This window comes from Microbacterium proteolyticum (genome assembly GCF_030818075.1).
Classification (GTDB): domain Bacteria; phylum Actinomycetota; class Actinomycetes; order Actinomycetales; family Microbacteriaceae; genus Microbacterium; species Microbacterium proteolyticum_A.
The window spans coordinates 2983313-2997447 of record NZ_JAUSZZ010000001.1; the positions used below are offsets into that span (position 1 = coordinate 2983313).

The 14135-nt window shown below is 70.6% G+C and carries 16 protein-coding genes; 8 read left to right on the top strand and 8 right to left on the bottom strand.

What is annotated here, in order from left to right; all coding sequences use genetic code 11:
• Window positions 1-15: 15 nt before the first annotated feature.
• The gene (locus tag QE392_RS13850) at window positions 16-765 is read right to left on the bottom strand and encodes a class I SAM-dependent methyltransferase (RefSeq protein ID WP_307452731.1); all 750 of its coding nucleotides are present in this window, start codon (window positions 763-765) and stop codon (window positions 16-18) included.
• 372 nt (window positions 766-1137) lie between these two features.
• Between QE392_RS13850 and QE392_RS13855 the strand changes: the two genes are divergently transcribed.
• Window positions 1138-1731 carry a 3'-5' exonuclease gene (locus tag QE392_RS13855; RefSeq protein ID WP_307452733.1) on the top strand — a complete coding sequence of 198 codons (594 nt, stop codon included), beginning with the start codon at window positions 1138-1140 and terminating at the stop codon, window positions 1729-1731.
• Between the two features lie 54 nt (window positions 1732-1785).
• Complete coding sequence (locus tag QE392_RS13860; RefSeq protein WP_307452735.1) at window positions 1786-3123, top strand: DNA recombination protein RmuC; 1338 nt, start codon at window positions 1786-1788, stop codon at window positions 3121-3123.
• A gap of 114 nt (window positions 3124-3237) precedes the next feature.
• Here the strand turns inward: QE392_RS13860 and QE392_RS13865 are convergent, their stop codons facing one another.
• Together QE392_RS13865 and glpX are read right to left on the bottom strand one after the other, a co-directional pair.
• Window positions 3238-3450, bottom strand: coding sequence for a UDP-N-acetylmuramyl pentapeptide phosphotransferase (locus tag QE392_RS13865; protein WP_307452737.1), 213 nt, complete (start codon window positions 3448-3450; stop codon window positions 3238-3240).
• Between the two features lie 268 nt (window positions 3451-3718).
• Window positions 3719-4708, bottom strand: coding sequence for a class II fructose-bisphosphatase (glpX, locus tag QE392_RS13870; protein WP_307452739.1), 990 nt, complete (start codon window positions 4706-4708; stop codon window positions 3719-3721).
• 177 nt (window positions 4709-4885) lie between these two features.
• On the opposite strand from glpX, the gene fbaA reads away from it, so the two are divergent.
• Window positions 4886-5914 (top strand): class II fructose-bisphosphate aldolase, encoded by a 1029-nt coding sequence (gene fbaA, locus QE392_RS13875; protein ID WP_307452742.1) that lies wholly within the window; start codon window positions 4886-4888, stop codon window positions 5912-5914.
• 179 nt (window positions 5915-6093) lie between these two features.
• Here the strand turns inward: fbaA and QE392_RS13880 are convergent, their stop codons facing one another.
• The 5 genes from QE392_RS13880 to QE392_RS13900 form a co-directional block, all read right to left on the bottom strand.
• Window positions 6094-6639 carry an MOSC domain-containing protein gene (locus QE392_RS13880; RefSeq protein WP_307452745.1) on the bottom strand — a complete coding sequence of 182 codons (546 nt, stop codon included), beginning with the start codon at window positions 6637-6639 and terminating at the stop codon, window positions 6094-6096.
• Window positions 6640-6680: 41 nt separating this feature from the next.
• Window positions 6681-7382 (bottom strand): zf-HC2 domain-containing protein, encoded by a 702-nt coding sequence (locus tag QE392_RS13885; RefSeq protein ID WP_307452746.1) that lies wholly within the window; start codon window positions 7380-7382, stop codon window positions 6681-6683.
• Window positions 7379-7867, bottom strand: a complete 489-nt coding sequence (locus tag QE392_RS13890) for a sigma-70 family RNA polymerase sigma factor (RefSeq protein WP_307452748.1) — start codon at window positions 7865-7867, stop codon at window positions 7379-7381. The genes QE392_RS13885 and QE392_RS13890 overlap by 4 nt, the downstream gene beginning before the upstream one ends.
• A gap of 79 nt (window positions 7868-7946) precedes the next feature.
• Window positions 7947-8516: a DUF6264 family protein gene (locus QE392_RS13895; RefSeq protein ID WP_307452750.1), complete on the bottom strand. Its 570-nt coding sequence runs from the start codon at window positions 8514-8516 to the stop codon at window positions 7947-7949.
• Complete coding sequence (locus QE392_RS13900; RefSeq protein WP_307452753.1) at window positions 8513-9574, bottom strand: 4-hydroxy-3-methylbut-2-enyl diphosphate reductase; 1062 nt, start codon at window positions 9572-9574, stop codon at window positions 8513-8515. The genes QE392_RS13895 and QE392_RS13900 overlap by 4 nt, the downstream gene beginning before the upstream one ends.
• Window positions 9575-9713: 139 nt before the next feature.
• Between QE392_RS13900 and xseA the strand changes: the two genes are divergently transcribed.
• From xseA to QE392_RS13925, 5 genes are read left to right on the top strand one after another with little or no spacing between them, the layout of a single operon-like run.
• Window positions 9714-11111: an exodeoxyribonuclease VII large subunit gene (xseA, locus tag QE392_RS13905; RefSeq protein WP_307452755.1), complete on the top strand. Its 1398-nt coding sequence runs from the start codon at window positions 9714-9716 to the stop codon at window positions 11109-11111.
• Between the two features lie 10 nt (window positions 11112-11121).
• Window positions 11122-11349 carry an exodeoxyribonuclease VII small subunit gene (locus QE392_RS13910; protein ID WP_307452758.1) on the top strand — a complete coding sequence of 76 codons (228 nt, stop codon included), beginning with the start codon at window positions 11122-11124 and terminating at the stop codon, window positions 11347-11349.
• The gene (locus tag QE392_RS13915; RefSeq protein ID WP_307452761.1) at window positions 11349-11981 is read left to right on the top strand and encodes a DUF4245 family protein; all 633 of its coding nucleotides are present in this window, start codon (window positions 11349-11351) and stop codon (window positions 11979-11981) included. Before QE392_RS13910 ends, QE392_RS13915 begins: the two co-directional genes overlap by 1 nt.
• A complete protein-coding gene (locus QE392_RS13920) occupies window positions 11978-12649 on the top strand; it encodes a carbonic anhydrase (protein ID WP_373426476.1) in 672 nt (223 codons plus the stop codon). The genes QE392_RS13915 and QE392_RS13920 overlap by 4 nt, the downstream gene beginning before the upstream one ends.
• A 33-nt stretch (window positions 12650-12682) precedes the next feature.
• Window positions 12683-14077, top strand: coding sequence for a class II fumarate hydratase (locus QE392_RS13925; RefSeq protein ID WP_307452765.1), 1395 nt, complete (start codon window positions 12683-12685; stop codon window positions 14075-14077).
• Window positions 14078-14135: the final 58 nt, after the last annotated feature.

Consider the following 14135-nt stretch of genomic DNA (forward strand, 5'->3'; position numbering starts at 1 on the left):
CGCACCGCCACCGCGTCAGGGCCGCCGCGCGCGGAACGCATGGGTGACGTAGGGAAGGGCGACGGTGCCCCCGTCGGCGAGTTCGGGAAGGGATGCCAGCACCCCGTCGACCGCGGCATCGATGCCCGCGCGCTTCTCGGGGCTGGCCGTGATGATGTCGCTGCGCGAGACGACGAGGTCGCGCAGCTGGGGCAGCGTGATGGGCCGTTCCCACCGCCACACGCGATGCTCGAGCTCACCGAAGGGCTCAGCGACGCGCGGCCCGGTGGTCGCGAGCAGGACCTCGGCGTTGGAGCCGCCCATCGCCTCGGTGAGCCGCCGCACCCACTCGACGTCGTCGTCGCGGATGTTCCAGACGAGCCCGAGCGCTCCCCCGCTGCGCAGCACGCGCCCGATCTCGCGCGAAGCGGGCTCGACATCGACCCAGTGCCAGGCCTGCCCCATGACGACGGCGTCCAGACCCGAGTCGGGCAGGGGAAGGCTCTCCGCCGTTCCGACGAACGTGGGCACGCCGCGGACGTTCTCGCGCAGGGCCGCCAGCATGTCGGCATCCGGATCGACCGCCACGACATCGGCACCCAGCTCGACGACGGTACGGGTGAGCTTGCCGGTACCGGCGCCCACGTCGGCGACGCGCAGTGCGCGCCCCGGCTCGCGGACGGGATCCAGCAGCCACGCCACGGCCTCGGCGGGATACCCCGGGCGTCCGGACTCGTAAGCGGATGCCGCCCGCCCGAACGACGTCGACTTGTCGCGCTGGCTCATGCCCCGACCCTATGCCGGACCTCCGACACCGGCACCCGCGGCGCCGCCGCGCGACGCGACCGCCGTCGTCGAGGTCGCTGCCGGCGACACCGCTTCGCGTCGACCGGCGTCGTCGGGTTCTCCGCCCACGGCACCCTGCGCGTTGCGATCAACGGAGATCGCGACCGCCCACGGAAGCGGACACAAGGCAGGAACGCCGGCTTCGCTCCGGTGAGGCGATGCGGCCCGGGTCCCGCCGGGAACTCCTCGCGTCGTGTCCGTCCGTGTCGGCGCACATGTCCGACCGGCACCGGACGCCGCCGACCGGTACCGGATGCCGCCGACCCCGGCGCGCCTCACCGCATCGGGGCCACCGCGGTTCAGTGTGGAGCTGTGGCACTGGACTTCACCGCGATCGACTTCGAAACGGCGAACTCCAGCGGTGCCTCCGCGTGTGCGGTCGGCCTCGCCCGGGTGCGGGGCGGCCGGGTCGTCGCGACCGCCGCCTGGCTGATCAAGCCCCCGGCCGGGCACGATCACTTCGCTCCCATCAACGTGGGCATCCACGGCATCCACCCGGAACATGTCACGAACGCGCCGTCCTGGAGCGAGCAGCTCGCCCGGCTGACGGCGTTCGCCGGCGCCGACGTGCTGGTGGCGCACAATGCCGGTTTCGACATGTCGGTACTGCGCCGGGCGTGTGCCGCGACGGGCGACGAATGCCCGCCCTACCGCTATCTCTGCAGCGTGCAGGTGTCGCGCAAGACCTACGCCCTCGCCTCGTACCGGCTCCCCCTCGTCGCCGCCGAAGCGGGGTGCTCCCCCTTCGCGCACCACGACGCCCTGGCCGACGCCGTGGCCTGCGCCGAGATCACCATCGACTGCGCGCGCCGCGCCGGGGTGGACGACGTGCACGCGCTCGCGGCGCACCTCGGCGTGCGGGTCTCGCAGATCGCGACCGAGCCGGCCGAACGCGCGGTCGCCTGACGGTTCCGGAAGCGTCCTCCCGGCGATGTCGGAGGTCTGGTGCATCCTGAGGCCATGGATACCTTCGCCCTCCTCATCGTGATCCTGGCCCTCGCGCTCGGTGTCGCCGCCGGCTGGTTCGTGGGCTCGTCGCGCACCGCGGCGCGGGCCGCGATGGAACAGCAGGCGCTGGGGTCGCGTGCCGCCGCGGCCGAGACCGCGCGGGCCGGCGTGCAGGCGCAACTCGACCACCAGGTGGCCCTTTACCGCGAGCTGGTCGGTCAGTCGCGCGCCGACCAGGCGGCCCGCGAGGAGCGCGAACGGCGGGAGCAGACGGTGCTCCGGGCGCTCGACCCCGTGCGCGAGACCCTCGACGCGATGCAGCGCAAGGTCGACGGCCTCGAGCGCGAGCGCGTCGAGCAGTACTCCGCGCTGGGCGAGCAGCTGCGTCAGTCGCGCGAGGCCGACGAAGCGCTCCGGGCGACCACCGAATCGCTCGCCTCCGCCATGCGCTCGGGCGCGACGCGGGGCGTATGGGGAGAGACGCAGCTGCGGCGCGTCGTGGAAGCCGCCGGGCTGACCCGCCACGTCGACTTCGACCTTCAGACGTCGATCTCCAGCGACGCCGGCTCAGGGCGGCCCGACATGGTGGTGCGTCTGCCCGGCGGCAAAGCTCTCGCGGTGGATGCCAAGGTCCCCCTCGACGCCTATCTCCAGGCCAGCGCGATTCCCCTGACGGCAGCGGGCGACGAAGCATCCCGACGCGGGGCGCTGATGGCGAAGCACGCACGTGCCGTGCGTGCTCACGTCGACGCGCTCGCGAAGAAGGCCTACTGGGGCGGTCTGCCGACCAGTCCGGAGTTCGTGGTCTGCTTCCTCCCGAGCGAGTCGCTGCTGGCGTCCGCACTCGATGAGGATCCGTCGCTGCTCGACTACGCCTTCACACGGCGCGTCGCCCTCGCGTCGCCCGTCAATCTGTGGGCGGTGCTGAAGACGGTCGCGTTCACGTGGACGCAGCAAGACGTCTCCGATGAAGCACGTACCCTCTTCGCGCTCGGCACCGAGCTCTACGAACGGGTCGGGGTGCTCGCGGGGCACGCGGGCGACCTCCGCCGCGCGATCGAGCGGACCGTCGACAGCTACAACCGCTTCGCGGGGTCGCTCGAGACGCGGGTCCTGGTGACGGCGCGGAAGTTCCCGGGAATCGACGAGACGAAGCTCGATGCGGTCGCCGCGCCCGCCGCTCTCGACGCAGGGACTCGACGGTGGACGGCACCCGAGATGATCGAACTGGGCCCTGACGCTCCGGACACCTCGTCCGGCCCCTTACGCGAGCCGGACCGGAACAGTCCGTTCTCCAGCGCCGACCTCGGCGTGGTCCGCGAACGAGCGGGGCTTACGGAAGATGACTGAAACGACCGAACCCGGTGTACCGGTCTCGCCCGAGCACACGCCAGCGGGCGTCCCGGCGGGGCGGAGGTAATCGCAACTGAGGCGGAAGAGAGACCGGACGAGTCGAAACGCGACTCACGCGCCGCCGGGAACCCAGCTGAGCAGGCTGACGACCGCCGCAGAGACGCCGACGAAAGCGCCGACCATCCACCATGCGCTGATCTCGTGCCCCTCCGCCCGGCGCACGCGCAGCAGCACATCGGGGCGTCGCGCCGGGTCGACGGCGCTGGCGATGACCGCCTGAGCACCTGTCTGAGGTGCAGTGTGGTTCGTCTGAGCTGTAGTCACGGACGATCCCCCTTCGGGTCTCGGAAGTACACAGCGTCACCGTTGACACCACGAACGATTGTGCCAGAGTCCCTCGGCGAAGCCGGTCACGCTTGCGTCACGACACGCTCCGTTGTATCGGCCTGCGGCCTCTTGCACGGCGTACGGCACGCCGACCGGACGCCGCGACCGGGGCGATCAAGCCGTATACGGCCGAACGGACACGGAGACTTCGCGCGGACGCAGCGCGACCCCTCGATCACGACGCCGGTCGCTCAGTGGACTCGCGTCACAGCCACTTCGACGTCAGGTGCTCCGACGTGATGCGGCGGAGGGTTCCCGACGCGCCGCGCAGCACGACGCTCTCGGTGTAGAGGAAGTCGCCCTCGCGGCGAACGCCCTGCACGAGCTGACCGTCGGTCACGCCGGTGGCGACGAAGATCGTGTTCTTGCCCTTCACAAGCCCGTCTGCTTCGTAGACCTCGCCATCGACCTGGAGTCCGGCATCCCGGCCCTTCTCCTTCTCGTCGTCGCTCCGCGGGGCGAGAACGCCCTGGATGTGACCGCCGAGAGCCTTGATGGCGCACGCGGTGACGATGCCCTCCGGGCTGCCGCCGATACCGACGCACATGTCGGTGCGGGCGTTGTGCCGGGCGGCGTTGATGCCACCGGCGACGTCGCCGTCGCTCATCAGGCGGGTGCCGGCGCCCGCCTCGCGGATGTCGGCGATGAGCTTCTCGTGACGCGGGCGGTTCAGCACCGACACGACGAGCTCGTCGACCGGCTTCCCCAGGGCCTTCGCCAGCAGGCGGATGTTCTCGCCGATGGGCAGGCGGATGTCGACCACGCCGACACCGGCGGGGCCGGTGACGAGCTTGTCCATGTAGAAAACACTCGACGCGTCGAGCATGCTGCCCTGGTCGGACACGGCGATGACCGACAGCGCGTTCTGGCGGCCTGCGGCGGTCAGGGACGTGCCGTCGATCGGGTCGACGGCGACGTCGCACCGCGGTCCCCGGCCGCTTCCGACGCGCTCACCGTTGTAGAGCATGGGGGCGTTGTCCTTCTCGCCCTCGCCGATGACGATGGTCCCGTCGAAGTTGACGGTGCTGAAGAAGGCCCGCATCGCGTCGACCGCGGCGCCGTCGGCGGCCTCCTTGTCGCCTCGACCGATGAAGGGGACGGCACGAATGGATGCCGCTTCCGTCGCCCTCACCAACTCCAGAGCCAGGTTGCGGTCGGGGTGCAGAGGGCTCATGTCGGCAGTCAGGCTCACCATGGGGCCACTGTATCCAGCGAAGCGGCGACAATTGCCGGTTTTGCCCCTCCAGAGCGCGAAGGAATCGCGGTTTTTATCAATCCAGCAGAAGTGCGCGGTTCCTCTTGCGCGCGCACCATCACGATCCGACGCCTTCGCTAGGCTGACCGTGTCCCGACAACACCAAGGAGCATCTCCATGCCCGTCGCTTCCCCTGAGCAGTACGCCGACATGCTGGACCGCGCGAAGGCCGGCGGCTTCGCGTACCCCGCCATCAACGTCTCCAGCTCGCAGACCATCAACTCGGTGCTCCAGGGCCTGACCGAGGCCGGCTCGGACGGCATCCTCCAGGTCACCACCGGTGGTGCCGACTACTTCGCCGGTCACACCGTCAAGGCGCGCGCCACGGGCGCGCTCGCCTTCGCCAAGTACGTCACCGAGGTCGCGAAGAACTACCCGATCACGGTCGCCCTGCACACCGACCACTGCCCCAAGGACGCCCTGCCCGGCTTCGTGATCCCCCTCCTCGAGGCATCGGAGGAAGAGGTCAAGGCCGGCCGCAACCCCATCTTCCAGTCGCACATGTGGGACGGTTCGGCCGTTCCCCTCGACGAGAACATCGACATCGCAGCCGAGCTCCTCCCCCGCCTGAAGAACATCAACGCCATCCTCGAGATCGAGGTCGGCGTCGTCGGCGGCGAAGAAGACGGCGTGCAGCACGAGGGCTCGAACGAGGCCCTGTACACGACGGTCGCCGACGTCACCAAGGCGGTCGAGCGCCTCGGCCTCGGCGAGAACGGCCGCTACATCTCGGCCCTCACCTTCGGCAACGTGCACGGCGTGTACAAGCCCGGCGGTGTCAAGCTCCGCCCCGAGCTGCTCGGCGAGATCCAGGAGGGCATCGCCGCGAAGTTCGGCACGGGCCCCAAGCCCCTCGACCTCGTCTTCCACGGCGGCAGCGGCTCGACCGATGACGAGATCGCCCTCGCGGTTGCGAACGGCGTCGTGAAGATGAACATCGACACCGACACCCAGTACGCCTTCACCCGCTCGATCGCGGGCTACATGTTCTCGAACTACGACGGCGTCCTGAAGGTCGACGGCGAGGTCGGCAACAAGAAGCTGTACGACCCCCGCGCCTGGGGCAAGGTCGCCGAGTCGGCCATGGCCGTGCGCGTGGTCGAGGCCACCAAGCAGCTCGGCTCGTACGGCCAGTCGAAGGGCTGACCCCGACCGATCCCTCGAACGCCCCGGCTCCGGCCGGGGCGTTCGTCGTCCGCGCGTGCGATGTCGCGACACCCCGCGGACGCACGTGAGATGATCGCCCGGCAACGGGCACGGCGTGCATGCAGAACGAGTCGGCGAACCACCTCGCAGCGTTCGCCGGCCGACCGGGCACGACCGACTCAGCTGCGGTACACCTCGAGAACCGTCGGCGCGTCGAGCGGCGACGACAGCACCTCGATGGCATCCCCCGCCCGCACCTCTCCCGCCCGGCGGACGCGCAGGTACGCGCCGAGTCGGCCGGCATCCGAGAACCGCTTCACCCATCCGCGGGCGTCGCGCCCGCCGACCCAGCGCGCGAAGGTGGCACAGGGGGTGCGGGGCATGGTCACCTCGACCTCGACCGTGTCCCCGATGCGCCAGACCTCCCCGATGCGGGCGCCGTTGACGTCGAGGCCCTCGACCCGCAGGTTCTCACCGAACCATCCCGACGGCAGGTCGCGACCGAGCTCACCCTCCCAGAACGCCGCGTCCTCATGCGCGTACGCGTACACCGCCTTGTCGGGGCCGCCGTGGTGCTTTCGGCTGGCCTGCACGTCGGCACGCACGCCGAGCGTGCCGATGCGGACGGCGCCCTCGAGGGGCCGCTTGTCGATGGCGGTGACCCCGACCGAGCCGGCATCCGGATGCAGGCGGTGGACGGCGCAGACGGCGACGAGACGAGGCATGCGACGATGCTAAGGGGTCGGCACATGCCGTGCATCCGGCCTCAGGGCGCGTCGAACGTGCGCCGCATCACCACGCGGTCGCCATCGAGCGTCCGGATCTCCACCGCGTCGATGTCGGCCGCGGCGAGGTCCGTCCCCGCGCTCAGTTCCGTGGTCGATCCCGGGCCCGCGCGCCAGGTCGACAGCACGCTCGTGGCGCCCGCGTCGTCGGTGATCGCGAGGGCGTACGGCCATCCGCCCGGCGGCGCGTCCAGCACCTGCCCGGTGTACTGGCAGACGAGGTCGATCCGCGTCCCCCAGGGCACCGACGTCAGCTTGACCGAGGCCTCCAGCGGCGCCCCGCCGATGTCGTCCAGCGCGTACACCGCACCGGCGGGCTGCATCGCGCCGGAGACCGCGATGACGCTCGGAACGGCGAGCGCGACCAGAGCGACGGATGCCGCGAGTGCCCAGGCCGTGACGCGACGCGTGCGCCGTCGACGCGCGGCCCCCACGATGCGCCCGCGCAGCGCGGGATCCGGGGAGGCCAGCACGGAGGGCGCCGCGGTGTCCCCCACGGCTCGCGCCCGGTCGGCCGAGAGGCGCGACAGCAGCCCGGCCGTCGGCGCCAACTCGGCGACGGCGGCTCGGCACTCCGCGCATTCGACCAGATGAGCCTCGAATTCGGCCCGGTCGGCCGCGCCGAGAGCGCCGAGGACGTACGCGCCGTCCGAACTCGACAGTCGTTCGTGCTCGGTGGTCATCGGGTCACCCCTCTCTCCTGCAGGGCGAGCCGCAATGCCCGCACCGCGTAATGCAGCCGCGACTTGACGGTTCCCGCCGGGATACCCAGCTCGTCGGCGGTCTGCGCGACGCTGCGCCCGCCGTAATAGGCACTGACGATCACGGCGCGATGGTCGGGTGTCAGAGTTGCGAGGGCCTCCTCGACGAGCAGCGCGTCGAACATGGCATCCGTGTCGTCGCCGCGGAGCCGGTCGGGCACTTCATCGACGGGGAGCTCGTGGCGTCGACGGGCGCTGCGCGCCTCATCGATGACGATGTTGCGGGCAACCGTGTACATCCACGACCGCAGGGTCGCAGGGTCGTCGCTCATCACGCGCGGCGTCCGCCACGCGCGCAGGAGCGTCTCCTGCACGACATCGTCGGCCCCGGCGTGGTCACCGGTGAGACTGACGACGTAGCGCCAGACGGCCACGGCGTGCGCGTCGTACAGGGCCGTCAGCTGCACGTGCTCATCCCTCACCCCGCCCGCCCCCTTCCGATCTCAAGACCCTCTCCGGAGAACACGGGATGCCGGCGCGCGCGGTTCAGTCGGGAACGGCGCCGATGATCGCGGTCATGAACTGCTGGTCGCCGACGAGGGCCAACGTCACGCAGATACCGGCGATCAATGCGGTCACGACGAAGCCCGCGATCGGGATCCAGAACGCCACTCGCCCCCGCTTGAGCCGCCGCCACGAGAGCACCGCCGTCAGCAGCCAGCCGATGCCGTAGACGAGTGCGGCTGCGGCGCCCCAGACGTACCCCGCCTGCAGGTTGGTGTACGCGGCATCCGCGCCCAGCACGGTCGCGGCGGACTCCGCATAGTGCGGGAAATCGAGCAGTTGCACGATCGTCGACACCGTGGAGACGAGACCGTACGCGAGAAGGCCGCCCGTGAGGATGCGGTCCCACAGCGGCCCCCGCAGCACTCCCGGTCGAGCACCGTCCGACGCGACCGCCGCCGGTGCCGGCTGCTCGGGCCGCGGGGCGACTCCGGCGTCGAGCGCTTCGGTCACCTCGGGCCGCTGGATCCGCGCACGCTGTTCCTCGGGGGTGGCGTACTCACCGAACTGCGGGCGCGGACGAGGCTGGCCCGGGCCGGACGCCTCGCTCACGCGCGGCCCCGCCCGCCCAGCGCGCGGCTGTCGCGCTTGCCGCTGGCATCCTGACGCAGCTCCTTCGGCAGCGAGAAGATGAGGTCCTCCTCGGCGGTGCGCACCTCTTCGACGTCGCGGTAGCCGGCACCCGCGAGCTCCTCGAGCACCTCGCTCACGAGCACCTCGGGCACCGAGGCGCCGCTCGTGACGCCGACGGTCTCGACGCCTTCGAGCCACTCCTGCTTGACCTCGTCGACGTAGTCGACGCGGTACGCGGCCTTGGCGCCGTGTTCGAGGGCGACCTCGACCAGGCGGACGCTGTTGGAGGAGTTGGCCGAGCCCACGACGATCACGAGATCGGCACCCACGGCGACCTTCTTGATCGCGACCTGACGGTTCTGCGTGGCGTAGCAGATGTCGTCGGACGGCGGATCCTGCAGCTGGGGGAACCGTTCGCGCAGGCGCCGCACCGTCTCCATGGTCTCGTCGACCGACAGCGTGGTCTGCGACAGCCACACGACCTTCGACGGGTCGCGCACCTCGATGGTGTCGGCATGGTCGGGCGAGTTGACGACGGTGACGTGCTCGGGCGCCTCGCCCGCCGTTCCCTCGACCTCCTCGTGACCCTCGTGACCGATGAGCAGGATCTCGAAGTCGTCACGGGCGAAGCGCACCGCCTCGCGGTGCACCTTGGTCACGAGCGGGCAGGTGGCATCGATCGCCTGGAGTCCGCGGTCGGATGCCGCGGACACGACCGCCGGCGACACACCGTGCGCGCTGAAGACGACGTGGGCACCCGCGGGAACCTCGTCGACCTCCTCGACGAAGATCGCGCCCTTCTTCTCCAGCTCGGTCACCACGTGGATGTTGTGCACGATCTGCTTGCGCACGTAGACCGGTGCGCCGTAGCGCTCCAGCGCCTTCTCCACAGCGATGACCGCGCGATCCACACCCGCGCAGTATCCACGGGGTGCGGCCAGCAGGACCTTCTTGTGTCCGGCGACGGGGATATCCTGGAGCCGCCCGCGTCGACCCGGAATACGGGGAACGGGCAGGTGGACGGCAGGTGAGCTCACCCCTCGATTCTACCGGGGCGCCCCTGGACACCGGCCGAGCCGCGCACCCCGCACCATCTGGAGACCATGACTTCTTTCCCGGCCGAGACCCGTGCGGCTCTCACGCCTCCCGCCGCCCTCTCGGATTGCAGCGAGTGACATGACCTTCTTCCAGCCCGAGACCGTCCCGGGACAGGCACCGCCCCCCGACAGCGTCCACCCCAGGGACTCCCGCACCGACTCCCCCACCTCGGTGTCGCGACTGAACGACACCATCCGGGGGTTCATCGAGCGCTGGGGCTCGGTCTGGGTCGAGGGCGAGATCACCTCCTTCAACCGCCGGGGCGGCAATGTCTTCGGCCGCCTGAAGGATCTCGGCACCGAATCGACCGTGGCGTTCCGCATCTGGTCGAGCACACTGAACCGCCTTCCCGCAGATCTCAAGGTCGGCGACCACGTGGTGGCGTGCGTCAAGGCCGACTACTTCCCCCGTACGGGCGATTTCTCCTTCTCGATCTCGGCGATGCGCCATGTGGGACTGGGTGAGCAGCTCGAACGCCTCGAGCGCCTGCGCGTGCAGCTGCGGTCGGAGGGCTTGTTCGATCCCGTCCGCAAGAAGAAGCTCCCCTTCCTCCCCCACTGCATCGGCCTCATCACCGGCGAGAACTCGGATGCCGAGAAAGACGTGCACCGCAACGCCGAGCTGCGCTGGCCCCGTGTGCGCTTCCGCACGAAGCACGCCGCGGTGCAGGGCGAGCGATGCGTTCCCGAGACGATCGCGGCCTTGAAAGCCCTCGACGCCGACCCCGAGGTCGATGTGATCGTCATCGCCCGCGGCGGTGGGGATCCGCAGACGCTGCTCGGCTTCAGCGACGAACGCCTCCTGCGCGCGGTGGCTTCGGCATCCACCCCGGTCGTCAGCGCCATCGGCCACGAGAACGATCGCCCCCTGCTCGACGAGGTCGCAGACGTCCGGGCCTCGACGCCCACGGACGCCGCGAAACGCGTGGTGCCCGATGTCTCCGAGCAGCGCGCGCTCGTCGCACAGCTGCGAGCCCGGCTGACCGGCCGCCTGACCCAACGCGTGCTGCACGACATCGCGCAGCTCGAACAGATCCGCTCCCGCCCGGCGCTGCGCACGCCCCACTCGATGCTGACCTCCCGCGCCCAGGAGCTGTGGATGCTGTCGAACCGCGGCCGCGACGTCGTCGACCGTCGCGTCGAGCGCGAGCACCGCCGCACGATCGAGCTCGGCGCGAGCCTGCGAGCCCTCTCGCCGCTCGCGACGCTCGCGCGCGGCTACGCCATCGCACAGCTCGCCGACGGCACGGTGCTGCGCGATGCGTCACGCGCACCCGCCGGCACGGCACTGACGCTCACCGTGGAACACGGGACGCTCGCCGCGCACTCGGACGGGACCGTCGTCGACGCCGTCCCGCAGGCGGACGCCGCCGCGCCGACCGCAACCCGGGAACCGGACGCCGATGCCGCGGCATCCGCGAGCACACCGCTCGACGCCGAGGCAACCGGCGACGGGGTGTCGGCGGGTCCCGCCTAGAATGGATGCCATGACCGCGACGACCCCCGGCCCCGCTGCCGACGTCGCCTCCCTCTCGTTCGAGCAGGCCCGCGACGAGCTCGTGCGCGTCGTCGCCCAGCTCGAACAGGGCGCACCCACGCTCGAGGAGTCCCTCGCTCTGTGGGAACGCGGCGAGAAGCTCTACGCGCGCTGCGAGGAATGGCTGCTGGGCGCCAAGAAGCGGCTCGACGCGGCCCGCGGCGAGGCGGACGCCTGATGGCCCGCGTCGTCGCGCACCTCGGACGCCCCGAGACCCCGCAGGAGACCGCGGACCGCAAGGCCGAGTCATCGCGCCGCTACCGTTCGAGCAAGACGTTCCGCAACCTCATCGCGGCGATGCTGGTGACGATCGCGGTCGTCATCGTCGTGATCGCTGCCGTCCCGCGCGGCGAGCCGATCCCGCGGCCCGAGCCCGACGTGCCCGCGCTGGCCGCAGAACTCGAGGCCGATCGGGGGCGTCCGGTGCTCTCGCCCTCCCTCGGCGAAGGCTGGCGTGTCAACCAGGCCGATGTCGAGGGTGTCGGTGGCACCGAGGCGTGGACCATGGTCTACGTCCGCTCGGGCGAGTCCGGCTTCCTCCGCGTGGCGCAGGGCTTCGACGCCGACGAGGCGTGGGTGGGGCAGGTGCTCGACGGCACGCGCAGTACCGAGACCACCGAGATCGACGGCATCACGTGGGACGTCTACCGTCCGGCGAATCCCTCCGGCACGGGCAACATCGACTACGCCCTGGCGACTCCCGCCGGGCCCGACTACGTGCTCGTCTACGGCGACGCGGCGCCCGAGACGGCGGCCCTCGCGGCCGCGTCCGTCCGCACCCAGATCGAGCAGTTGAGAGAGGTCCCGTGAGCGAGCGCATGACTCCCCGTCAGGTCTGGCAGCAGATGGTGGAAGGAAACCAGCGCTTCGTCGCCGGTCAGCCGGCCCACCCCCGGCAAGACGTGGAGCGCCGCGCCGAGCTGGCCAGCTCGCAGCACCCGACGGCCGCGCTCTTCGGCTGCTCCGACTCGCGTCTCGCCGCCGAGATCATCTTCGACGAGGGCCTCGGCGACCTCTTCGTCGTGCGCAATGCCGGTCAGGTGATCTCGGACTCGGTGATCGGCAGCCTCGAATACGCGGTGGGCGTGCTCGAAGTGCCGCTCATCGTCGTGCTGGCCCACGACGCCTGCGGTGCTGTCGGCGCCGCGATCGACAGCACGGGACTCGACGCCCCGACGCTACCGGCGTACATCTGGCGTCAGATCGCCCCCATCGTCCCGGCCGTGCGTCGGGTGCAGCGCGCGAACGCCGTCGACGGCCACCTGCCCGAGCGCGTCGACCCCGAGCAGGTCGGCCGCGAGCACCTGCGCCACACCGTGGGCGAGCTGCTGCGCGCCTCGGAGCTCATCAGCGAGGCCGTGGCCGACGGTCGCACCGCCGTCGTGGGCGCCAACTACCGACTCGACGAGGGAGAAGCCTTCCCCGTCGTCATCGTGGGCGATGTCGACGACGCGCGCGTCGACGTCGTCCACAGCTGAGACCACCGAACACCGACCTGGAGGAACGACGACGTGACCGACATCGAGTACCGCATCGAACACGACACCATGGGTGAGGTGCGGGTGCCGAAGGACGCCCTCTACGCCGCGCAGACGCAGCGCGCGGTCGAGAACTTCCCCATCTCCGGGTCCGGCCTCGAATCGACGCAGATCGCCGCCCTCGCCCGCATCAAGAAGGCCGCCGCCCTCGCCAACAAAGAGCTGGGCACCCTCGACGGGCAGATCGCGGATGCCATCGCGCAGGCCGCCGACGAGGTCATCACCGGCCGTCACGACGCGCACTTCCCGGTCGACACGTACCAGACCGGCAGCGGGACCTCGTCGAACATGAACATGAACGAGGTGCTCGCGACGCTCGCGACCGGCATCCTCGGCTCGCCCGTGCACCCCAACGACCACGTCAACGCGTCGCAGTCCTCCAACGACGTCTTCCCCACCTCGGTGCACATCGCCGTCACGCAAGCGCTCATCGACGACCTCATCCCCGCCCTCGACCACCTCTCGGTCGCGCTCGAGGCGAAGGCCGAGGCGTGGAAGGGCATCGTGAAGTCGGGTCGCACGCACCTCATGGATGCCACCCCCGTCACGCTCGGCCAGGAGTTCGGCGGCTACGCCCGACAGATGCGCCTCGGCATCGAGCGCGTCCAGGCCGTCCTCCCCCGCGTCGGCGAGGTGCCCCTCGGCGGCACCGCGGTCGGAACGGGTATCAACACGCCCCTCGGCTTCCCGCAGAAGGTCATCGAGCTGCTCGCCGCCGAGACCGAGCTGCCCATCACCGAGGCCCAGGACCACTTCGAGGCCCAGGCCAACCGCGACGGCCTCGTCGAAGCCTCCGGCGCTCTGCGCACCATCGCCGTGTCGCTGACCAAGATCAACAACGACATCCGCTGGATGGGTTCGGGCCCCAACACGGGCCTCGGCGAACTCCACATCCCCGACCTGCAGCCCGGCTCCTCCATCATGCCCGGCAAGGTCAACCCGGTCGTTCCGGAGGCGACGCTCATGGTGTGCGCCCGCGTGATCGGCAACGACGCCACCGTCGCGTGGGCCGGCGCATCGGGCTCGTTCGAGCTCAACGTCGCGATCCCGGTCATGGGCACGGCGTTGCTGGAGTCGATCCGCCTGCTCTCCAACGCCATGCGGGTGCTCGCCGACAAGACCATCGACGGTCTCGAGGCGAACGTCGCGCGCGCCGAGGCGTTCGCGGGCATGTCGCCTTCGATCGTGACCCCGCTGAACAAGGTCATCGGTTACGAGGCGGCGGCGAAGATCGCCAAGCACTCGGTCGCCAAGGGCATCACCGTCCGCGAGGCCGTCATCGACCTCGGGTACGTGGAGCGCGGTGAGATCACCGAAGAGGTGCTCGACGCCAAGCTCGACCTGCTGTCGATGACCCACCCGGGCTGAGCCTGCGACTCGCATCCACGACGCCGTGCACGGCGCCGGGGCGCGCGATAATCGAGGG